This is a genomic window from Rheinheimera salexigens (assembly GCF_001752395.1).
GTDB lineage: Bacteria > Pseudomonadota > Gammaproteobacteria > Enterobacterales > Alteromonadaceae > Alishewanella > Alishewanella salexigens.
Genome location: NZ_MKEK01000001.1, coordinates 1,169,364 through 1,190,300 on the forward strand (window position 1 = coordinate 1,169,364; position 20,937 = coordinate 1,190,300).

General features: G+C 41.2%; 20 protein-coding genes. 16 read left to right on the plus strand and 4 right to left on the minus strand.

Features of this window, described 5'->3' with window-relative positions:
- Position 1 precedes the first annotated feature (1 nt).
- The 10 genes from BI198_RS05400 to BI198_RS05445 all read left to right on the plus strand — a co-directional run bounded on the left by BI198_RS05400 (position 2) and on the right by BI198_RS05445 (position 9,894).
- Entirely contained in the window at positions 2-1,207 is a 1,206-nt protein-coding gene (locus tag BI198_RS05400) for an NADH:ubiquinone reductase (Na(+)-transporting) subunit B (RefSeq protein WP_070048637.1), read from the plus strand.
- Positions 1,200-1,985 (plus strand): Na(+)-translocating NADH-quinone reductase subunit C, encoded by a 786-nt coding sequence (locus tag BI198_RS05405; RefSeq protein ID WP_070048638.1) that lies wholly within the window; start codon positions 1,200-1,202, stop codon positions 1,983-1,985. Before BI198_RS05400 ends, BI198_RS05405 begins: the two co-directional genes overlap by 8 nt.
- On the plus strand, positions 1,978-2,607 hold the full coding sequence (locus BI198_RS05410; protein WP_070048639.1) for an NADH:ubiquinone reductase (Na(+)-transporting) subunit D: 630 nt from the start codon (positions 1,978-1,980) through the stop codon (positions 2,605-2,607). The genes BI198_RS05405 and BI198_RS05410 overlap by 8 nt, the downstream gene beginning before the upstream one ends.
- A 10-nt stretch (positions 2,608-2,617) precedes the next feature.
- The gene (gene nqrE / locus BI198_RS05415; RefSeq protein WP_070048640.1) at positions 2,618-3,226 is read left to right on the plus strand and encodes an NADH:ubiquinone reductase (Na(+)-transporting) subunit E; all 609 of its coding nucleotides are present in this window, start codon (positions 2,618-2,620) and stop codon (positions 3,224-3,226) included.
- A 19-nt stretch (positions 3,227-3,245) separates the two neighbouring features.
- On the plus strand, positions 3,246-4,478 hold the full coding sequence (nqrF, locus tag BI198_RS05420; protein ID WP_070048641.1) for an NADH:ubiquinone reductase (Na(+)-transporting) subunit F: 1,233 nt from the start codon (positions 3,246-3,248) through the stop codon (positions 4,476-4,478).
- 62 nt (positions 4,479-4,540) lie between these two features.
- Positions 4,541-5,569 carry an FAD:protein FMN transferase gene (locus BI198_RS05425; RefSeq protein ID WP_070048642.1) on the plus strand — a complete coding sequence of 343 codons (1,029 nt, stop codon included), beginning with the start codon at positions 4,541-4,543 and terminating at the stop codon, positions 5,567-5,569.
- Between the two features lie 10 nt (positions 5,570-5,579).
- Positions 5,580-5,792 carry a (Na+)-NQR maturation NqrM gene (gene nqrM / locus BI198_RS05430; RefSeq protein WP_070048643.1) on the plus strand — a complete coding sequence of 71 codons (213 nt, stop codon included), beginning with the start codon at positions 5,580-5,582 and terminating at the stop codon, positions 5,790-5,792.
- 136 nt (positions 5,793-5,928) lie between these two features.
- Complete coding sequence (locus BI198_RS05435; protein WP_070048644.1) at positions 5,929-8,574, plus strand: hybrid sensor histidine kinase/response regulator; 2,646 nt, start codon at positions 5,929-5,931, stop codon at positions 8,572-8,574.
- A gap of 49 nt (positions 8,575-8,623) precedes the next feature.
- The gene (locus tag BI198_RS05440) at positions 8,624-9,040 is read left to right on the plus strand and encodes an HIT domain-containing protein (RefSeq protein WP_070048645.1); all 417 of its coding nucleotides are present in this window, start codon (positions 8,624-8,626) and stop codon (positions 9,038-9,040) included.
- An 11-nt stretch (positions 9,041-9,051) separates the two neighbouring features.
- Positions 9,052-9,894, plus strand: coding sequence for an HDOD domain-containing protein (locus BI198_RS05445; protein WP_070048646.1), 843 nt, complete (start codon positions 9,052-9,054; stop codon positions 9,892-9,894).
- Positions 9,895-9,930: 36 nt separating this feature from the next.
- Here the strand turns inward: BI198_RS05445 and BI198_RS05450 are convergent, their stop codons facing one another.
- Both BI198_RS05450 and BI198_RS05455 read right to left on the minus strand, forming a co-directional pair.
- On the minus strand, positions 9,931-10,836 hold the full coding sequence (locus tag BI198_RS05450; protein WP_070048647.1) for a recombination-associated protein RdgC: 906 nt from the start codon (positions 10,834-10,836) through the stop codon (positions 9,931-9,933).
- Positions 10,837-10,880: 44 nt separating this feature from the next.
- On the minus strand, positions 10,881-12,629 hold the full coding sequence (locus tag BI198_RS05455) for an ATP-binding protein (protein ID WP_070048648.1): 1,749 nt from the start codon (positions 12,627-12,629) through the stop codon (positions 10,881-10,883).
- Positions 12,630-12,793: 164 nt separating this feature from the next.
- Between BI198_RS05455 and BI198_RS05460 the strand changes: the two genes are divergently transcribed.
- The 6 genes from BI198_RS05460 (at position 12,794) to ung (ending at position 18,844) form a co-directional block, all read left to right on the plus strand.
- The gene (locus BI198_RS05460) at positions 12,794-13,159 is read left to right on the plus strand and encodes a response regulator (RefSeq protein WP_070048649.1); all 366 of its coding nucleotides are present in this window, start codon (positions 12,794-12,796) and stop codon (positions 13,157-13,159) included.
- Between the two features lie 274 nt (positions 13,160-13,433).
- Entirely contained in the window at positions 13,434-15,893 is a 2,460-nt protein-coding gene (gene thrA, locus BI198_RS05465) for a bifunctional aspartate kinase/homoserine dehydrogenase I (RefSeq protein ID WP_070048650.1), read from the plus strand.
- 3 nt (positions 15,894-15,896) lie between these two features.
- On the plus strand, positions 15,897-16,880 hold the full coding sequence (gene thrB / locus BI198_RS05470) for a homoserine kinase (protein WP_070048651.1): 984 nt from the start codon (positions 15,897-15,899) through the stop codon (positions 16,878-16,880).
- 8 nt (positions 16,881-16,888) lie between these two features.
- Complete coding sequence (locus BI198_RS16320; RefSeq protein WP_268793890.1) at positions 16,889-17,362, plus strand: pyridoxal-phosphate dependent enzyme; 474 nt, start codon at positions 16,889-16,891, stop codon at positions 17,360-17,362.
- A gap of 46 nt (positions 17,363-17,408) precedes the next feature.
- Positions 17,409-18,173, plus strand: a complete 765-nt coding sequence (thrC, locus tag BI198_RS16325; RefSeq protein ID WP_268793916.1) for a threonine synthase — start codon at positions 17,409-17,411, stop codon at positions 18,171-18,173.
- Positions 18,173-18,844, plus strand: coding sequence for a uracil-DNA glycosylase (gene ung, locus BI198_RS05480; RefSeq protein ID WP_070048652.1), 672 nt, complete (start codon positions 18,173-18,175; stop codon positions 18,842-18,844). The genes thrC and ung overlap by 1 nt, the downstream gene beginning before the upstream one ends.
- Before the next feature lie 100 nt (positions 18,845-18,944).
- Here the strand turns inward: ung and BI198_RS15880 are convergent, their stop codons facing one another.
- Positions 18,945-19,118: a DUF3545 family protein gene (locus tag BI198_RS15880; protein ID WP_074467408.1), complete on the minus strand. Its 174-nt coding sequence runs from the start codon at positions 19,116-19,118 to the stop codon at positions 18,945-18,947.
- Between the two features lie 113 nt (positions 19,119-19,231).
- Positions 19,232-20,887 carry a glucose-6-phosphate isomerase gene (gene pgi / locus BI198_RS05485; protein ID WP_070048653.1) on the minus strand — a complete coding sequence of 552 codons (1,656 nt, stop codon included), beginning with the start codon at positions 20,885-20,887 and terminating at the stop codon, positions 19,232-19,234.
- Between the last annotated feature and the right edge of the window lie 50 nt (positions 20,888-20,937).

The following is a 20,937-nucleotide window of genomic DNA, read 5'->3' on the forward strand; positions in this document are numbered from 1 at the left end:
CATGAGTTTAAAGCATTTTTTAGAGCGTATTGAGCCGTCCTTTGAAAAAGGCGGTAAATATGAAAGATGGTATGCATTATATGAAGCATTAGCGACAGTATTGTATACACCAGGTCATGTAACCCGTAATGCGACTCACGTTCGTGACAGTATCGATTTAAAGCGGATAATGATCTTTGTTTGGTTAGCGTTATTTCCAGCTTTGTTTTTTGGTATGTATAACGTTGGTCATCAAGCTGTAATTGCATTACAAGCTGGTTTTGGCGCGCCAGACACTTGGCAGGTAAGTTTATTTGCCATGCTGGGTGGTGAGCTGACACTTGACTCCGGTTGGGGCAGCAAGATGTGGTATGGCGCAGTTTGGTTTTTACCAATCTATGCGGTGACCTTTTTTGTCGGTGGTTTTTGGGAAGTTTTATTCGCAACTGTGCGTAGGCATGAAATCAACGAAGGCTTCTTTGTTAGCTCAATTTTGTTTGCGTTAATATTACCGGCAACTATTCCTTTATGGCAGGTAGCGTTAGGTATTACCTTCGGTATCGTAGTGGCAAAAGAAGTGTTTGGCGGAACGGGTCGTAACTTCTTAAACCCTGCATTAGCCGGCCGTGCTTTCTTATTCTTTGCTTACCCTGCTGCTATTTCAGGTGATGCGGTATGGACAGTTGCCGATGGTTACTCAGGTGCAACTTGGTTAAGTGAAGCTGCTTCAGGTAACTTAAACTATAGTGATAATATGCAATTGTGGTGGGATGCATTCTACGGCTTTATTCCAGGCTCAGTAGGTGAAACCTCTGTATTAGCGCTATTGATCGGTGGTTTTGCTCTTATCTATTTCCGTATTGCCTCTTGGCGTATTGTTGCGGGCGTAATGATTGGTATGGTGGCAGCATCGTTCCTATTTAATTCTATAGGCTCTGAAACGAACGCTATGTTTGCTATGCCTTGGCATTGGCATTTAGTGTTAGGTGGCTTCGCTATCGGTATGTTCTTTATGGCAACTGATCCAGTGTCGGCATCTTTTACTAATCAAGCAAAATGGGGTTACGGTATATTAATTGGTTTAATGGTGGTAATGATTCGTGTTGTTAACCCTGCCTATCCAGAAGGTATGATGTTAGCGATATTATTTGCCAACTTATTTGCGCCATTATTTGATTTCTTCGTGGCTCAGGCCAACATTAAACGGAGGCTGGCACGCAATGTCTAGTAATAACGATAGCATCAGTAAAACGCTGATAGTAGTCATCTCTTTATGTTTAGTCTGTGCGGTTATCGTATCAACTGCAGCGGTACAATTACGGCCGCTGCAAACAGCGAATAAACTGTTAGACTCGCAGAAAAACGTTCTGGCAGTAACTGGTTTGTTAACTGGTAGCAATGTGTCTGAGCTTTACAGCAGTCATATTGAAGAGCGCTTTGTTGATATGGATACTGGTGATTTAGTTGAAAAACCTGAAAACTATGATTATCGCAAAGCGATGAAAGCACCTGAAACCAGCGTAAGTTTAACAGCTGCAGAAGATTTCGCTTCTATTAAACGCCGCGCTAACATTGCGCCTGTCTACTTTGCTTATGAAAATGGCATCGAGTCTGGTGAGTTAACCTCCATTGTGTTACCTATCCATGGTTATGGTTTATGGTCAACTATGCATGCTTTTTTAGCATTAAGCAGTGATGGCACGACGATTCAAGGCTTAACTTATTACGAGCAGGGTGAAACGGCTGGTTTGGGTGGTGAAGTACAAAATCCAAAATGGGTGGCTCAATTTGAAGGTAAGAAATTACTGGACAAATCTGGTGAACCGGCAATTAAAGTAGTGAAACCGGGCAATGCTAGTGCCGATTCTGCTTTTGAAGTAGATGGATTATCTGGTGCTACTTTAACCAGTAATGGTGTGCAGTATACTTTCGATTTCTGGGCCGGTGCTAAGGGCTTTGCCCCATTCCTGGCTAAAGTTCGTGACGGAGCATTAAATAATGGCTAATGCAAAAGAAATTAAAACGGTCCTGTTTGGTCCTATTTTTGCTAACAACCCGATAGCGTTACAAGTATTGGGTATTTGTTCGGCATTAGCGGTGACCACGCAGATGGATAAAGCCTTAGTAATGTGTATTGCACTTACTTTAGTAACGGCTTTTTCTAACTTCTTTATTTCATTAATTCGTAACCATATACCATCTAGCGTACGTATTATCGTGCAGATGACCATTATTGCGTCTTTAGTTATCTTGGTCGATCAGTTGTTAAAAGCGTATGCCTACGAAGTCTCTAAAGAGCTTTCGGTATTTGTTGGTTTAATTATTACTAACTGTATCGTTATGGGTCGCGCTGAAGCTTTTGCAATGAAACGTGCGCCTGGTATTAGCTTTTTAGATGGTATTGGTAACGGTTTAGGTTATAGCTTAGTGCTTATGCTGGTAGCCTTTATTCGCGAATTAGGTGGTTCAGGTACTGTATTTGGTGTCGAAATAATGCCGCTAGTGAAAGATGGCGGTTGGTATCAGCCAATGGGTTTACTGTTAATGCCACCAAGTGCGTTTATCATTATAGCCGCATTTATATGGGTGCTACGCGCTTTCCGTACTGAGCAAGTAGAGAAGGCATAAGGGGTTATCGATGGAACATTATATTAGTTTGTTTGTTCGCGCGGTGTTTATAGAAAACTTAGCGCTAACGTTTTTCCTCGGTATGTGTACTTTTATTGCCGTATCGAAAAAAATCACCACCTCTTTTGGTTTAGGTGTAGCCGTAACTGTAGTACTGGGTATTTCAGTACCGGTTAATAACTTGGTTTACCAAAATTTATTAGCGCCTGGCGCACTGGGTTGGGCAGGATTTCCAGAGGCTGATTTAAGCTTCTTAGGCTTCTTAACCTACATTGGTGTTATTGCTGCTTTAGTACAGATTCTTGAGATGATTTTAGATAAGTTTTTCCCAGCGTTATATAACGCTTTGGGTATTTTCTTACCTTTAATCACCGTAAACTGTGCCATTTTTGGTGGTGTCGCCTTTATGGTAGAGCGTGACTATAACTTTAGTGAAAGTGTGGTGTTTGGTATTGGTAGTGGTATTGGCTGGGCATTAGCGATTACCTTACTGGCCGCAGTACGCGAAAAGTTAAAGTATGCAGATATTCCGGAAGGTTTGCGCGGTTTAGGCTCAACTTTCTTAATTGTTGGTTTAATGGGATTAGGCTTTATGTCTTTCTCAGGTGTTTCTCTGTAAAGGGGTAAAGGAACGCAATATGGAAAATGTAGACATATTTCTTGGCGTTGGCATGTTTACCCTGGTGGTGCTGGCGTTAGTAATTATTATTTTAGCGGCTAAATCAAAATTGGTTGCCACGGGTGATGTTACTATCAGTATTAATGATGATCCAGGCAAAGCTATCAAAACCCAAGCCGGTGGTAAACTACTAGGCGCTTTAGCTGATAAAGGTATTTTCTTATCTTCAGCTTGTGGTGGTGGTGGTACTTGTGGTCAGTGTAAGGTGCATGTTAAATCTGGTGGTGGCGAAATTCTACCAACAGAATTAGGTCATATTTCTAAAGGTGAAGCGCGCGAAGGTTGCCGTTTATCTTGTCAGGTTAATGTTAAATCTGATATGGAAATTGAAGTTGAAGATGAAGTCTTTGGTATTAAAAAATGGGATTGCGAAGTTATCTCTAATGATAACAAAGCAACCTTTATCAAAGAATTAATTTTGAAAATACCAGATGGCGAAGTAGTACCTTTCCGTGCCGGTGGTTATATTCAAATTGAAGCACCTGCGCACCATATCAAATATAAAGATTTTGATATTCCACAGGAGTTCCGTGGTGACTGGGAGCGTTTTAACTTCTTTAGTTTAGAGTCAAAAGTAGACGAAGAAACAATTCGTGCTTACTCAATGGCAAACTATCCAGAAGAAAAAGGCATTATTATGCTGAACGTGCGTGTTGCTACGCCGCCACCAAATAATTTGACCTTACCTTGCGGTAAAATGTCATCTTATATTTGGAGCTTGAAAGAAGGTGATAAAGTCACGATTTCTGGCCCATTTGGTGAATTCTTCGCTAAGCAAACTGAAGCTGAAATGGTCTTTATTGGTGGTGGTGCAGGTATGGCCCCAATGCGTTCGCATATTTTCGATCAAATGCGTCGTTTAAAGACTCAGCGTAAAGTTAGCTTCTGGTATGGTGCGCGATCTAAGCGTGAAATGTTCTATACCGAAGATTTCGATATGCTTGCTGCGGAAAATGAAAACTTTGAATGGCATGTGGCGTTATCTGATCCACAGCCTGAAGATGATTGGACTGGCTATACTGGTTTTATTCATAATGTAATTTATGAAAACTACCTTAAAAACCACAAAGCTCCGGAAGACTGTGAGTTCTATATGTGTGGTCCGCCAATGATGAACAAAGCGGTTATTAGCATGCTGCAAGATCTTGGTGTAGAAGATGAAAACATTATGTTAGATGACTTTGGTGGCTAACACAGTGATATAACGAGCAGGGGCACTTTTTAAAGCTGCCCCTGCTGCTTTTAGGAACTCGTATGCAATTAGTAGCTCATTATAAACTTTGGCTAGCGGCTTTGGCGCTGGCCATTTTAGTTTCATGTAGCCCAGCACAAAAAACAACTGACATACAAATGTTTAGCGGCAACACCATGGGAACTTACTATGTAGTTAAGTTTATCCATGATGTTGAAATTGATCATGTTAAGTTACAGCAGCAAGTCGATGCAGACTTAGAGTTAGTAAATGATTTAATGTCTACCTATAGACCGCAATCGGAACTGATGCGTTTTAATGCTTATAAGGGTAGCGAACCTTTTGTATTAAGCGAACCCACCCGTACTGTGATTACAGAAGCTATCCGTATTGGTAAGCAAACTAATGGTGTGTTAGATGTTACGGTAGGACCTTTAGTTGAACTGTGGGGCTTTGGCGCCCAAGGTCGCATTGAGCAAGCACCTGAACAAAGCCAAATTGATGCTGTCCAACCTTATATAGGTATCGAAAAACTTACGTTAACCGCGCTAGGGTTAACTAAGTCTACTCCTAATTTAGCCGTGGACTTATCCACTATTGCTAAGGGCTATGGCGTAGATAGAGTGGCTGATATTTTAGAACAAGCCGGTATCCAGAATTACTTAGTCGAAATTGGCGGTGAGATGCGTATTAAAGGCGCGAAACCTGAGCAGCCATGGCGTATAGCAATTGAGAAACCTGAAACAGCAGAGCGCTCTGTTCAGCGCGTAATTGCCCCAGGTGATATGGGTGTGGCGACATCAGGTGATTATCGTAATTACTTTGAGCAAGATGGTGTTAGATTTTCCCATTTAATTAATCCGCACACCGGACGGCCGATACAAAATAGAATTGTTTCTACAACCGTTTTTCATCCGTCATGTATGACAGCGGATGGTTATGCAACAGCCTTAAATATTATGGATGATGAGCAAGAAGCACTGGATTTTGCTAACAAACATCAGATAGCGGCTTTATTGGTTGTAAAAACCGATGATGGCTATATTGAGTTAGTGTCTGAAATGTTTAAACCCTATATTACTGAGCAGTAAGGTAACCATTATGAGCATATTTTTATTAACGTTTGCATTGTTTTTATTAGTGGTAGTGGCAATGGCCCTAGGTTATTTAGTGCAGCGTAAAACCATTGCCGGTAGTTGTGGCGGTTTAGGCGCTTTGGGTATCGAGAAAGCCTGTGATTGTGATAAACCTTGCGAAAGTAGACTACGCCGGTTAGAAAAAGAAAAATTCTGGCAAGATAATAAAATTATTTAATCATTTTAGCTATTAGGCTGAGATTAGTTAGCTTAGGAAGAGTTAACTAAAGGTTGTGGCTATAGCCGTTGCTAGTTATGCTGTAGTTATTACTTTAACAATGAACAAAACAGTTCGCTAAATAACCAGGACAAGGATGAGGTTACGTCAAACACTCGTTGTGTATATGTTACCGTTACTGCTTCTGCCCGTTATCGGTTTCGGTTATTTAGCCTATTATTTTCAACAACAGCAGATTGATAAACAAACTTTATTTCAAGCCCAGCAAGCATTAAATAAGCAAGCCGATCATTTAGACCGTTTCTTCCAGCATTACTTAGTCCAGTTAGGTATGTTGGCGCAGAGCGCGAGTTTACACCAATATTTATCCCAGCCAACTGCGACAAATCAGTCTTATTTAAGTTCACGATTGCAAGATTTCGCGAATGCCGATCGCAGTATCAGCTCGGTAAAAGTGTTACATCTTAATGGCGATTATGCCGTTCAGGTGCCGCAGCAACCGGATGTCTCCAATATACCCAATCGATTTCGTAACCGCTATTTTTCTTCATTACAAGCTCAAGTCGATGAAGCCGGCTTTTTTCTGGCCAGAGAAAACACTAATCAGCAATTGCAGCTATATTTCGCTCAAAAAATCTATTCGGTATCAGTTACTGACTCTCGGCAATTATGGGGCTATTTAGTGGTCGTCGTTGAGCCAAGTAGGCTACAACAAGAAATTAACTATCAGCATACTCCAAATAGTCGCACTTTATTAATTAATAAATCTGCGACTATTATTTATGCAGCTAATACGGCAAATATAGGCAGTGTTATTGCTCCTGCTGATTTTCGTCGGATCCAAAGTAGTATCGAGCAGCAACAATTTGAGCGTGCGACCTTATTTGCTCAGCCACGAGTAGTGCTTGGCCAAAATTTAACGGCCAATTATCAATTATTATTAAGTTTAGATGAAACTGATTTATATCCAGCACCCTTATTGTCATGGTTGATTATCGGTTTAATTTTAATTGTCTGCATTATGATCCCGCTTTGTGTGTACTTTTTACTCATTCGTAACGTGCTTGCGCCTATTCGGCAATTAACCGCTGCTAAAACGGCGGTAGGCCGCGGTGATTTCTCTATTTTATTAGAAGTGAATAAACATGATGAATTAGGCGATATGTTTGCGGCATTTAACGTTATGGTGCGTCAATTACGGGTTTATCGCGAACGTGAGCGTGCCTACAAGCAGCAATTAGAAGATAAGGTATTAAGACGAACTCAAGATTTAGAACGGGCTAATGATGATTTGGCTGCGGTTAACCAAGAGTTAATTTTAGCTCGCGAAACAGCCGAGCAAGCGAATAAATTAAAAAGTGTATTTTTAGCTAATATGAGCCATGAAATCCGCACCCCCCTTACCGCTATTATCGGCTTTTCAGAGCAAGCAGTGCAAGAAAACGAAGGCATTAAAAGAGAAAATTACTTACAGCGGGTACTAAAAAGTAGTGAACATTTATTAAGTTTAATTAATGATATTTTAGACTTATCTAAAATAGAAGCTGAAAAGCTTGAATTAGCCCCTGAATATTTTAATTGCTTAGCTTTAATAGATGATGTGTATCAACAGACCCAAGCCCAAGCCGACGCTATTGGTTTACAGTGCAGGTTAGAGTGGCAGTATCCTCTACCACAAATTATCTATAATGATGCGTTACGTTTTAGGCAGGTGTTACTAAATTTAACTAGCAATGCCATTAAGTTTACTACTAAAGGTAAGGTGATTATTCACGTCAGTTTTGATGTTGTTAGCCAACAATTAATTATTAAAGTAAAAGATACCGGTATTGGTATGACGGCAGTTGAGTTAAGCCGTATCTTTAAGCCTTTTGTACAAGCTGATGCCACAGTTACCCGTCATTTTGGTGGTTCTGGATTAGGTTTGTGTATTTCTAAAAAGCTGATGCAACAGATGGATGGTGATATCTTTGTCGACAGTGTTAAAGGCATAGGCAGTTGTTTTGAAATGCGTTTTAACTGCCAACAACAAACTTTAGACCTGATCGATCAATATCATCGCGACCTTAAAGTAAGCGTACCTGCCATTGTTGAGGTGGACCCTAACATGCATAAACTGCATATTTTAGTGGCTGAAGATAACCAAGATAACCAATTATTACTGTCGTTAATGTTAGATAAAGCCCATGCAACTTATGTCATAGTTGAAAATGGCCATTTAGCAGTTGAACGGGCGCTAGCAGAGTCGTTTGATATTATATTTATGGATATGCAAATGCCAGTGATGGGTGGTGAAGAAGCCACTCGCCTAATCCGTTATGCCGGTATTGATACTGCGATAATTGCTGTTACTGCCAATATCATGACAGATGATATTGAACATTATAAACAATCAGGCTGCCAAGCCGTATTAGCTAAGCCGATTATTTTAGCGGAATTAACGGCCATCTTGTCGAGGTATGGCGAGCGATCTGACCGAGCAATGTTAAGTTTGGACTTACAATTAGAACAAGATCCGCAAATGAAAGCGTTAAAGCAACACTTTACGGCACAATTACCAATATTATTTGCTGAGTTTGAACAACTTTTTGCAGCCCAAACTTGGGACAAATTAAGTTTTGCGGCGCATAGTTTAAAAGGTAGTGCGGGAAGTATGGGCTATCCAGAATTAACCGCATTTTCAGATAAGCTAGAGCTAGCTGCGCAGCAACAACATTCAGCAGAAGTAGCAGCACTCTTAGAACAGATGCAGCTGATTATAGAAAAAGCTCAGCAAGATTAATCAGGTATTTATTTAGGTAATCATTAAGGGAATTAGTAAGGTAAATATAATGAACGATGAGTTTACACTTGATCCTAGATTAGCAAACGACAGCATTTATATAACTGATTTAGCGCTATGTCAGATTCGACTTAACAACGATAGTCGCTACCCTTGGTTTATATTAATTCCTAAGTTGAATAATATTAGTGAGATAATAGATTTATCCCCCCAGCAGCAGCAACAATTATGGCAAGAAAGCGCAGCTTTAAGTTTTTGGTTAAAAAAACATTACAAACATGCTAAGTTAAATGTTGCGGCACTGGGTAATGTGGTTGCACAATTACATATACATCATATAGTACGTTTTGTGCATGATGATGCTTGGCCTGCACCGGTATGGGGTAAATTTCCTGCTATCGGCTATACTGAAGAGGCGAAAACAACACTTAAGCATCAGTTTTTACAAACGTTTTTATTTCCCTGAAGAGGTTAACCATGTCAGCACAGCAACAGCTGCTTCAGATCATTGAGCAAAAGTTAGCCCAAGATAACCTGATATTACCGACTTTGCCTGAAGTGGCTTTAAAAGTGCGGCAGCAAACTGATGCGCCAAATGTTAGCTTAAACGCGTTAGCCGATATTATAAGTAATGACACGGCGTTGGCAGCGCGCGTGATTAAGTTGGCAAATAGTGCCTTTATAGGCCGTTCCATTAAAGTATCTTCACTTAACCAAGCGGTAACCCGAATAGGCCTAAGCCAAATACGTAATATTGTTATTGCGATGGCTTTAGAGCAAATATTCACTTCTTCACATCAGGCGTTGCAACAGCAGTTAACTTGGCAGTGGCAACGCAATGTGCAAATTACCAGTATTGCAGTTGCCTGTTTAGCCTTTTATAACAGTCAGCATGGCCATAATAACTTGTCGTTAGATGTGCTAACACTAGTGGGCTTGGTACATAACATTGGTGCTTTAGCGCTTATAAATGAAGCTGAGCAGTTTCAAGATATCTTAGGTGAACCACGGTTTTTACAGCACGTTAGTCGTAAATTAGCGCCTAAAGTGAGCGAGAAAATCTTATCAAGCTGGCAGTTTGAAGAGCAATTTATTTATGTTGTAAAACACTGGGGTTTTATTAAGCCGGAAGCCGAACAGGCCGGTTATACTGACTTTATTCGCTTAGCAATGATTGCTAAAGATCAGTACGAGGATAAGGCATTACAGCAAAGACTTTTAGATTATTATGTGGCGCAGAAATTAGTACCCAGTGATAAATTTATGCAACAGCCCGAAATTAATACCGTTTATCAGAATATTCGGGCTGTGTTTATTTAAGCCAGTGTCGCTAGTTTTAGCTGCTGTTCAATAGCGCTAATCTGTATTTTCGCTTCCTATCTGCTGACGAATATTCAGTAATGCTTGATTCAATGCTGAAGTCATTAATATTAAATCAGCATCTAGCCGTGCAACTAAATCATCCCAGCCTAATTCATCATTTTCTGCGGTGAGTAAATCATGAAACTTAAGCTTTTTAATGCCACCATCATCGGTAATTTGTAAGGATAGGCCATCAGGTTGTTGTAAACTGATACTGGTGACTAACTTATCTTCTAAGTGCGTTTGCACGTCTTCAGTGGTTAATAGGTGATTTGAAAATTTCACTTTAGCGCCACCTTCGTCAGGGGCTTTAAGTTCAACATCGGCACCTTGTTCAAAGCCTTTAGGTAACTCTTTATTTTGTAACCAAAACTGCAATTGCTGAGTCAGCTTATGGTTATCTAACCAAGGTAAAGCAGGCAAGGAGCCTAACGCTTTACGCAGCAAGGCAAGCACATCTTCTGCTTTACTGGCGCTACTGCTATTAATAACTAACCACTGATTGCTAGGATCATAATAACCTTGGGTCAAAGACGAGCGGCTAAAGGCTCTGGGTAACAAGGCTAGTTGTAATTCTTCTTTTAAACTTTGTTTTTCTTTGCGGCTTAGCGAACGACCTTTTTCCTGCTCCATAGCCTCAATTTTCGGCTGCATTTCTTCATTAATCACTGCTGCAGGAAGAATTTTTTCTTGGCGCTTTAAAGCGAAAAATATAATTTCTTGGCAGGCATGACTATAGTGTTGAATGCTGGTATGTAATGGGAAGCTAAAACCAACTTTAACGGCTTCTTGCGCTGATAACGGGGTAAATTTAAACTCGGACAGTGCTTGTTCCCAAACGGCTAAATCAGTCGTTAACGGAGCACTAAGTGTATAAACACGAACATTTTTAAACCACATAATTCACTCTAATCGAAAAGTTCGGGCCGTTAGTATAACCTGTATTAGGTTGCATTTATTGGCTTTTTTGGAAAACGAATATGGTAGTGCACACCCTGACCAAGTTCGCTGCTGGCATGGATACTACCATGTAATGTTTGACGGACTAAATTATAGGTAATATGCGCACCTAAACCGCTACCACCTAGATTTCGTTTAGTGGTAAAAAACGGATCAAACAGCTTTACCAGTTGTTCACTGGCTAAGCCTTTACCATTATCACTAAATTTAATATCAATATTATTATCTTGCTCCACTACCGTAATGCGGATCAAGCCTTCGGTTATATTATCAAAGCCATGTAATAGTGAATTCATAATTAAATTGGTGATAATTTGTGAAATGGCTCCAGCAGGACAATCTAAGACAATGTTATCAGGGCAATTAACTTCGACATGGTGTTTGTTTTGTTTCAAATTCGGCTTTAAAGAACGAATAATTTCATCAATATAATGGGCTAAATTTATGCTTCGTGTGGCATTACTGGTTTGATCTACGGCTATTTGTTTAAAACTAGCGATAAGTTCTGCTGCACGGCTTAAGTTTGATTGGATAAGATCAGTACTTTGATTGGCCTCTTCAATAAAAGTGGCCAATTGAGATGAGGTTAACGTTTTAGCTGTAAAAGCTTGGTTTAAAACCGTGATTTTATCGCTTAGAAAGCTGTTAGCGGTAACACCAATACCAACCGGAGTATTAACTTCATGGGTAATACCTGCCACTAAACCGCCTAATGCTGCCAGTTTTTCTGACTGCAGTAATCGCTCTTGGGTTTGTTTTAAATCATTTACTGTAGCCTCTAATTCTGCTTGTTTGCTTAATAAGCTAAGTTCAGTTTCTCGGCGTCGCTCAATCTCAGAAACCAGAGTTTGTTGTTTGGTTTCTAGCTTTTGCTTCTGATGTTGTAAATCGATCATGGCCTGACTTAAACCCGATGTTTTTCGGGCCACATCTTGCTCTAACATTAAGTTTTGCTGATCTAATTTATTATTAACAATCAGTAGTTGTTTCTGGGTAGATTCAAGTTGTTGTTTAGCGTCTTGCACTCGCTCAATTAGCCGATTAAAGGCGACTGCCATAACGGTCAATTCATTAGTTTGTGGCTGTGACACAGTGATTTTTGCGTCTTGAAGTTGATCAAACTTAAGATTTTTAATTTGTTGTGTTAGTTGGTTTAAAGGTTGTGATAATTGTTTTCTAAAGGCGAGCAAAAATAAAATAATTAAAAAGGCAGATTTTATAAAGACGTTGGTTATTAATGTATAAATACTGGTTTTTATACGTTCAATGACTATGCTGCGATGTGATAGCAGAGTAACATCGCCCACTTGGGTAGTCCTATCGGCATATTCAAACATAAGCGGAAAACTATAACCGAACACTCCCGTTGGCAGCTCGGTTAATTGGGTTTTTTGGCGGATTAAATGGTCGGATAGAATGGTTTCAATACTGTTTTGTTGTAAGCTTTGCCAGATAACTTTAGCATATTCATCACGAATAATAATGCCATCTATTACCGGGAGCGCTAAGACACGATCTGAGATAGCGTTAATTCTCTCAGGGTCTAATTGCCAAATAGCGCGAGATAGATTTGCCTTAATCGTTTGTTGAAATATCTCTAACTCGCCTTTAATCTGGTTTTTTGCGTTAGAATATTCAGCATAAATTTGGCTTAATGTCACCAAAAAGGTCAATATAAAATAAACCGACAACACTTGAATTAATAGCTTACGTGATAAGCTTTTATGGCGCATTAGACAACCTTGTCAAAAGTATGTATATCAGATAGTAAGTTACCATAACGAATAAATAAACAATTGGAAATAGTCCAATGGCAATCGTTGCTTTATGTCGGCATGGTGTATATATTTTTTAACTCAATCCATTAAATATCTTAATAAGAAAAAGGCTGCTGTATATGGCTTTCACTGCGTTAATTTGTGATGACTCTTTATTGGCTCGTAATCTGGTAAAAAAATCACTGCCAGCAAATTTTGATGCTGAAATCGTCACCGCTTCAGATGGCCTTCAAGCGCTAGAGATATTGAACACGCAAGACATTGGCCTAGTGTTCTTAGATTTAACCATGCCAAAATTAGATGGTATTGGCGTACTAGAAGCAATCAAAGCTGCAAAAATGAATTGTTTTGTTATTGTGATTTCGGCCGATATTCAACCACAAATGCAACAGCGGGTAATGGAGTTAGGCGCTTTAGCTTTTATTCAAAAACCGGCAACAGCAGAAAAGCTTAACGATGTTATGCATAAATACGGCTTAGTTTAAACTGCTTGTTTTTACTTCACATTAGCATTGACAGCCGTCTAAAAGTCTGTGCATAGTAGTGGCATGAAAATAAAATCATTTACACTCACCACGATTATTACCACCAACCCTGCGGGGTAGGAGGTCAGCGGTGTGTTGTTAAAAAAACCCGAGACCTTAAACGTCGCGGGTTTTTTTTTCTGCATCTTATGCACACGCAAGGCATAGGGTGCAGTTGCTAACCAAGTTTTGCTCTAACTGACGATAACAATGTATTACAGAATAAGGATTGAGGATGAGAGTATTAAAATTTGGTGGGTCATCGTTGGCGTCAGTGCAGCGCTTTGCCAATGTTGTGGAAATTGTCCAGCAGCAAAGTGCGGCAGATACCGTTTGTTTAGTGCTCTCTGCACCACAAGGGGTGACAAATAGTTTAGTCGACATAGTTGATATTGCTGCAACTGGTCAAAGTTTTCAGCCAGCATTGCAACAGATAATGCAACGTTATCAACAATTGGTTACCGATGCTGGGCAACAATATTCGGCCATTGCAATCGAGACAATACAGCAATTAATTGCACAGCAGCAGCAACTGCTTACTGAGAACTTAACCGGAATTCAATTATTACGTTATTGCCCGGATCATGTAAAAGCACAAATTCTCGGGTTAGGTGAGCAATTTAGTGTTGTGTTTATGACAGCGGTATTAAGCGCTGCGGGGCTAAAAGCACGGGCATTAAATGCCATACACTTGATTAAAAGCCAAGGTGATTATTTAAATGCCAGCGCAGATGTCGCTTTGTCTACACCATTAGTACAGCAGGCAATAAGCGAGCAGCCAAGCCAAGTTTATGTTATCGCCGGTTTTGTGTCGTCAAATAATCAAGATGAGGTGTGTTTGTTGGGCCGCAATGGTTCAGATTATTCGGCGGCAATTATTGCAGCAAGTTTACAAGCTAAAGCCTGTGAAATTTGGACTGATGTTGATGGCGTATATAGCGCTGATCCACGCCAGGTAAAGCAAGCTAAGTTAATCGATCGTTTGTCTTATGATGAGGCGATGGAGTTATCATATTTTGGCGCTAAAGTTTTGCACCCTAAAACCATAGGCCCCTTGGCGCAATACCATATTCCCTGCTTTATTAAAAATACTTTAAACCCAACTGCACCGGGTACTTGTATTCACGATAACGGTATTGGCGATGCTTTAGTTAAAGGCATTTCGAGTTTAGAGCATTTATCGCTTATTACCGTATCAGGACCCGGTTTAAAGGGTGTAGTTGGTATGGCGAGTCGAGTATTTGCCGCTATGGCCAAAGCCCAAATTTCATTAAACTTAATTACGCAATCATCATCTGAATTTAGTATTAGTTTTTGTGTGCCAAAAACCTCGTTTAAAGCGGCTAAAAAAGCTTTAGAGCAGGAATTTGAATTAGAACTACAAACAAAATTATTACGCCCCTTAACCATATTAGCGGATATGGCAATAGTGAGTTTAGTTGGAGATGGTATGCGTCAGCATCGGGGAGTGGCGGCAAAGTTTTTTGCTTCATTAGCCCAAGCTCGAGTCAATGTGGTGGCTATTGCTCAAGACAGTAGCGAGCGTTCTATTTCTGCGGTAGTTGAACAGTCGGCCTGTCGTAATGCGGTAAAAGTGTGCCACGAAAACTTCTTTAGCCAAGTGCCAAGCATCGATGTGTTTTTGGTTGGCTGTGGCGTGGTTGGTCAAGAGTTACTGCAACAATTTCAACGCCAGCAAACATTTCTCCACAACCGCCAAGTTAAACTGACGGTGTATGGTATCGCTAATAGTAAAGCCTTATTGCTCGATAAAGAGGGTATTGATTTACAACATTGGTCAGAGCAACTGGCACAAGCCGAAAGTGCCTTTAGTGTTGCGGCGTTAAACCAATTTGTGCAACAGCAGCATTTAACTAACCCTGTGTTGATTGACTGCACTAGTTCAGAGCAAATTTCTAAGCTGTATGCTGACTTTATTCAAGCTGGCTTTCACATTGTGACCCCGAATAAAAAAGCTAATACGGCATCTTTTGCTTACTATCAGCAACTGCGTCAGTTGGCGCAACAACATAGACGGCGTTTTTTATATGAAACCACAGTAGGTGCGGGGTTACCTATTATTGATACATTGCAGGGGTTATTAAACGCCGGTGACGAGCTACAAGCTTTTGAAGGTATTTTATCCGGTTCTTTATCCTATATATTTGGCGAATTAGAAAACGGACTTAGCTTGTCAGACGTGACAATTCAAGCGCGTAGTCTAGGCTTTACTGAGCCCGATCCGCGAGATGATTTATCTGGAATGGATGTGGCCAGAAAGCTGCTTATTTTAGCCCGAGAAGCCGGTATGACACTGGAGCTAGCCGACGTTATTGTCGAATCAGTGTTGCCGCCAGGTTTTGCCGCTGATGTTGATACCGATAGCTTTTTAGCCCAATTACCATCGTTAAATGCTGGCTTTGCTCAGCGTATTGCAGAAGCTAAAGCTCAAGGTAAGGTGTTACGTTATGTGGGTGAAATACGCAATGGGCAGTGCCAAGTTGTCATAAAAGCATTGGCTGCAGATCATCCGTTGGCAAAAGTAAAAGACGGCGAAAATGCATTAGCTATTCATAGCCGTTACTATCAGCCGATTCCGTTTGTGTTACGCGGTTATGGAGCAGGTGCCGCCGTTACATCGGCCGGTGTCTTTAGTGATGTCATGCGTACGCTTGGCTGGCAGCAACAGGTGTAATTTATGCAAAGTAATTCATTACCTAACAATGTATTAAAAAGTACGGCAATAAAAACTAGGCGCTATTATGCTCCTGCTTCTACCGGCAATTTTTCAGTCGGCTTCGACTTGTTAGGTGCGGCTTTTGAACCGGTAAATGGTGACTTATTTGGCGACGTGCTAGAAATTTGCGCTGAACAAGCGCAAATGAGCTTAGAAATAACCGGTCGCTACCAGCATCAATTGCCCAGCGACAGCAGCGATAATTTAGTCCTAAGATGTTTTTATGCCTTTGAGAAAAAACTGGGCAAGCCGTTGCCTCGGTTACAACTGCGTTTACATAAAAATTTACCGGTAGGTAGCGGTTTAGGTTCCAGTGCCTGCTCTATTGTTGTGGCTTGTTATGCTTTTAATGATTATTTTTCAGCGCCGTTAGCTGAAGCTGAATTGCTGCAATTAATGGCTGAAGCAGAAGGGCAGGTTAGTGGTAGCGTGCATTACGATAATGTCGCCCCCTCTTACTTTGGCGGCTTACAGTTAATGCTGCCGCAAAGTAAGCAGTTATGTAGGGCCTTACCTTGGTTTGAGCATTGGCGGGTGGTGTTATGTTATCCAGGCACGGTATTGTCAACCAAAGCGGCACGAGAGGTGTTGCCTAAGCAAGTCTCGTTGGCACAAAGCATTATGTTTGCTGGTATGTTAAGTCGCTTTGTTACAGCCTTATACCAACAAGACGAAAGCGAGGCGCTGGCGGCGTTACAAGATGTTATTGCTGAACCGTATCGTCTGGCGCTTATTCCACAACTGACTCAATTACGTGCTGATTTACAGGCTGCAGGTATTTTACATTTAGGTATTTCTGGTGCAGGACCGACTTTATTTGCTGTTTGCCAGTCTGACCAGCAGGCGAGTATTGCAGCAGAATACTTATCACGGCATTATGAAAAGAATCAAGACGCGATAACTCACATTTGTAAGTTGTCGTCAGCAGGCGCCAGAGCGCTATAGGGAACCCTATGTTGTTAACTAATATCAAGCTCGCCTCAGAGCAAGTCAGTTTTTTACAAGCAGTTCGTCAAGGCTTAGGCCAACAGCAAGGCTTATTTTTCCCCACAGAGTGGCCCAAACTGGATGTTAATAAGCTGTTAGCTATGCCGTTTGTGCCGCGTAGTAGTCATATCTTGCATGCATTAATTGGTGATGAGTTAAGTTATACCGAAGTAGAGGCGATGGTAACCGCTGCTTTTACCTTTGGTGCACCTTTAAATCAGATTAGCGACAGCATAAGTTGTTTAGAGCTTTTTCATGGCCCTACATTAGCCTTTAAAGACTTTGGCGCCCGTTTTATGGCTCAAGCTTTAGCAAAAGCGCAGCAGGGTAAAAATACCACTATTGTTACCGCAACCTCAGGCGATACCGGTGCTGCAGTTGCTCATGCTTTTTATCAGCAGCCAGGCGTGAAAATCGTTATTTTATTTCCTAAGGGTTAAAATTAGCCATTTACAAGAAAAGCTGTTTACCACCTTAGGCGATAATATTACGGCTTTAGCAGTAGATGGCGATTTTGATCAATGCCAAACCCTAGTTAAGCAAGTGTTTGATCAGCAAGACTTAGTGCAGAAGCTTAATATTAACTCGGCAAATTCGATTAATATTAGCCGTTTATTTGCTCAAGTTTGTTATTACTTTGAAGCGGTAGCACAACTGCCAGCGGACAAACGTGACCAAGTCGTCTTTGCGGTGCCAAGTGGTAATTTTGGTAACTTAACCGCGGGGTTAATTGCTAAAACCTTAGGCTTGCCTATTAAACGCTTTTTAGCGGCAACCAATGCTAATGACACGGTGCCACGTTATTGGCGCAGTGGGCAATGGCAGCCTAAAAAGACCGTGGCAACATTGTCTAATGCCATGGATGTTAGTGCACCGAATAATTGGCCGCGAGTCGAAGCGCTATTAGCCCAAGGTGTGATCCAGCGCAGCGATATTGAAACCTTTGCTGTGGATGAAGATGATACCCAGTTAGGGGTTAAGCAATTAGCCCAAGCCGGTTATACCAGTGAGCCTCATGCGGCGGTTGCCTATAAAGCGCTAAAGCGCAGCTTAGAGCCAGGCGAAATTGGTGTTTTTCTGGGTACTGCTCATCCAGCAAAGTTTAAAGAGCAAGTTGAAAATATTTTAGGAACGCCAATAGGTTTACCGGCAGTGTTAGCGCGATTTGCCGCTGAGCAAAGTTTAAGTATTGATATCGAGGCAAACTTTGCTGCATTGCAACAAGTGTTATTAAACTTGGAAACAACTTAATGTCTTGGCAGTCACTATTAGCAGCAGAAAAACAGCAAGATTATTTTGTTCATCTATTGCAACAAGTGCAACAAGCTAGGCTTGAAGGTCAGGTTATTTATCCGCCTGAAGCTGATATGTTTGCGGCTTTTGACCTTACTCCTTTGGCCCAGTTAAAAGTGGTTATTTTAGGTCAAGATCCTTATCACGGCCCGAATCAAGCCCATGGTTTAGCGTTTTCTGTACGTGCTGGTGTGCGTGTGCCACCGTCGTTAAAAAATATTTATAAAGAATTAGCTAACGAATACCCTGACTTTGTTATACCAGAGCATGGCTGCTTACACAGCTGGGCTAAGCAAGGGGTGTTATTGCTTAATACGGTTTTAACAGTCGTAGCGACTAAGCCTAACTCGCATAAACAACTAGGTTGGCAACGTTTTACCGATCATGTTATTGAGCAAATTAATAACCATTGCCAAGGGGTGATTTTTTTACTTTGGGGAGCCAATGCAGAAAGTAAAGCTAAGTTAATTGATGCCCAGCGCCATATTATTTTAACCGCACCGCATCCTTCGCCATTATCGGCTTATCGAGGTTTTTTTGGCTGTGATCATTTTAAACTAACTAACGGTTACTTGACCGAACAAGGTAAGACAGCGATAAATTGGCAGTTACCAGCTGCTATTACTTAGCCCATAAAAAAGTATTACTTAGCCCATAAAAAACATTGCATAGCACATAAAAAAACGCTCGATATGACTATCGAGCGTTTTGATTTAGATAAGTTGTTGCTTAAATTTCAATGTCAGCTAACTCTGGCTCTATGGTCCAATCTAATTCCTTGAGTTCTTGCTTTAATTGATGGCGTTCTTTTAGTTGCTCTATTTCGCGCCATTTTTGTTTCGCCGTTCGCGGTTTTGCAGCAGGGCGTTCCAACGTATTCAGTAAGTCTTCGAAGCTATCCATTTCTGGCCTCTCTGATAGTTGTTGTCGTTATTATCGATTAAATATGTACCATACTTTGGCAAATATTAAAACAACAAAGTGACAATCAAGTGACAAAAAAGCAATCTTAAGGTTTAGCGTTGCATATTTAGGGTATAGCGTTGCATAAAATGCTGAATTAAACCTTGGGTTGAGCTATCAAGGGCTTGGTTGGTATCACCCTGTAAAGCTTGTAAAATAGGCTTTGATAATTGCTTGCCTAACTCGACTCCCCACTGATCAAAAGAGTTTATTTGCCACAATATGCCTTGGCAGAATATTTTATGCTCATACAGCGCGATTAAACTGCCTAAATAATACGGCGATAGTGTAGGCAGTAGCAGGGTGTTACTGGGTTTATTACCGGCAGACACTTTATGCACCGCTAAAGCTGCAGCTTGTTCTGAGTCCATACCTTCAGCTAAGCACTCTTGGTAGGCTTCGGTAAAGGTTTTACCTTGCATAAGCGCTTGAGTTTGAGCAAAGCAATGCGCCGCTAAACGCTGATGCTGCTCTTTATGTTGATGCTGTGGGGTAATAGCTAAAATAAAATCAGCAGGCACAATTAAACTGCTTTGGTGTAATAATTGATGATAAGCATGTTGACCATTAGTGCCGGCATCACCCCAAATAACAGGGGCGGTGGCATAACTCACGCTGTGACCATCTGCTTTAATACTCTTACCGTTAGACTCCATATCCAATTGTTGCACATAGCTGGGTAGTAAGCGCAGGTAATGACTGTAAGGTAAAATGGCTTGCGTTTGACAACCAAAGCCATTGATATACCAGATGCCTAACAGGGCTAATATTACCGGCATATTGTCGGTAAACGGAGTTTGGACAAAGTGTTGGTCCATCGCTTCGCCACCGGCTAAAAGCTGAGTGAAGTTGTCATTACCAATCATAATGGCGACAGGTAAACCAATAGCCGACCAGATAGAGAAACGACCACCAACCCAATCCCATAATGGTAGGATATGCTGAGCTGGGATGCCAAACTCAGCTGCTGCGCTTAAATTAGACGTCGCCGCCCAAAAGTGTTGATTAATAGCAGCGGTATCGGCGCCATGATCAGTAAACCATTGCCGAACCAATAAGGCATTTTGGATAGTTTCTTCAGTGCTAAATGATTTAGATGCTACACAGACCAAAGTGGTTGCTGGCTTAAGCTGGGCTAGGGTATCGGTGACGACCACTGGATCGATATTACCGACAAAATGTACTTGAACGGGGCTGCAATGATAAGGCGTTAAAGCCTCGACTGCCATTTGTGGACCAAGTAGAGAGCCGCCTATACCAATCCAAATGACATCAGTAATGACTTGGCCATTGAAGCCAAGGTAGTCACCGGCGTGCAGTTGGCTAACTAAATTAGCCATTTGCTCTTTACAAGCGATAATCTCAGCACTGACCTCGCACTTACCTATAGCTAAGCCGTTATCTAAACTTACGCTACTGAGGTCCGCTTTACGCAATAACATATGACCAACGGCGCGTTGCTCAGTGTTATTAATTTTATCGCCAGCCAGCATACTGTTAAGAGCAGTTTTAATTGGACTGTGCTGGGCAAAGTCTTGTAATAATGCCCAGCTAGTATCGTCAATCAAGTTTTTTGAGTAGTCGAGCAAGATATCACACGCAGAAACACTAAAACGATTGGCTCGACTTGGATCATCAGCAAAGGCTTGCCGCAATGAACCCTGTTGTTTAGCCTGCGTGGCCAATGCAGACCAAATATTACCCGACATAAAGCACTCCCTAAAAATGACGACCGGCTATGATAATACAACTGGCAAGC

What these genes read in the sequence shown, in the direction of transcription:
- BI198_RS05400 (WP_070048637.1), top strand. Translation starts at nt 2, where the DNA reads ATGAGTTTAAAGCATTTTTTAGAGCGTATTGAGCCGTCCTTTGAAAAA.
- BI198_RS05405 (WP_070048638.1), top strand. Translation starts at nt 1,200, where the DNA reads ATGTCTAGTAATAACGATAGCATCAGTAAAACGCTGATAGTAGTCATC.
- BI198_RS05410 (WP_070048639.1), top strand. Translation starts at nt 1,978, where the DNA reads ATGGCTAATGCAAAAGAAATTAAAACGGTCCTGTTTGGTCCTATTTTT.
- nqrE (WP_070048640.1), top strand. Translation starts at nt 2,618, where the DNA reads ATGGAACATTATATTAGTTTGTTTGTTCGCGCGGTGTTTATAGAAAAC.
- nqrF (WP_070048641.1), top strand. Translation starts at nt 3,246, where the DNA reads ATGGAAAATGTAGACATATTTCTTGGCGTTGGCATGTTTACCCTGGTG.
- BI198_RS05425 (WP_070048642.1), top strand. Translation starts at nt 4,541, where the DNA reads ATGCAATTAGTAGCTCATTATAAACTTTGGCTAGCGGCTTTGGCGCTG.
- nqrM (WP_070048643.1), top strand. Translation starts at nt 5,580, where the DNA reads ATGAGCATATTTTTATTAACGTTTGCATTGTTTTTATTAGTGGTAGTG.
- BI198_RS05435 (WP_070048644.1), top strand. Translation starts at nt 5,929, where the DNA reads ATGAGGTTACGTCAAACACTCGTTGTGTATATGTTACCGTTACTGCTT.
- BI198_RS05440 (WP_070048645.1), top strand. Translation starts at nt 8,624, where the DNA reads ATGAACGATGAGTTTACACTTGATCCTAGATTAGCAAACGACAGCATT.
- BI198_RS05445 (WP_070048646.1), top strand. Translation starts at nt 9,052, where the DNA reads ATGTCAGCACAGCAACAGCTGCTTCAGATCATTGAGCAAAAGTTAGCC.
- BI198_RS05450 (WP_070048647.1), bottom strand. Translation starts at nt 10,836, where the DNA reads ATGTGGTTTAAAAATGTTCGTGTTTATACACTTAGTGCTCCGTTAACG.
- BI198_RS05455 (WP_070048648.1), bottom strand. Translation starts at nt 12,629, where the DNA reads ATGCGCCATAAAAGCTTATCACGTAAGCTATTAATTCAAGTGTTGTCG.
- BI198_RS05460 (WP_070048649.1), top strand. Translation starts at nt 12,794, where the DNA reads ATGGCTTTCACTGCGTTAATTTGTGATGACTCTTTATTGGCTCGTAAT.
- thrA (WP_070048650.1), top strand. Translation starts at nt 13,434, where the DNA reads ATGAGAGTATTAAAATTTGGTGGGTCATCGTTGGCGTCAGTGCAGCGC.
- thrB (WP_070048651.1), top strand. Translation starts at nt 15,897, where the DNA reads ATGCAAAGTAATTCATTACCTAACAATGTATTAAAAAGTACGGCAATA.
- BI198_RS16320 (WP_268793890.1), top strand. Translation starts at nt 16,889, where the DNA reads ATGTTGTTAACTAATATCAAGCTCGCCTCAGAGCAAGTCAGTTTTTTA.
- ung (WP_070048652.1), top strand. Translation starts at nt 18,173, where the DNA reads ATGTCTTGGCAGTCACTATTAGCAGCAGAAAAACAGCAAGATTATTTT.
- BI198_RS15880 (WP_074467408.1), bottom strand. Translation starts at nt 19,118, where the DNA reads ATGGATAGCTTCGAAGACTTACTGAATACGTTGGAACGCCCTGCTGCA.
- pgi (WP_070048653.1), bottom strand. Translation starts at nt 20,887, where the DNA reads ATGTCGGGTAATATTTGGTCTGCATTGGCCACGCAGGCTAAACAACAG.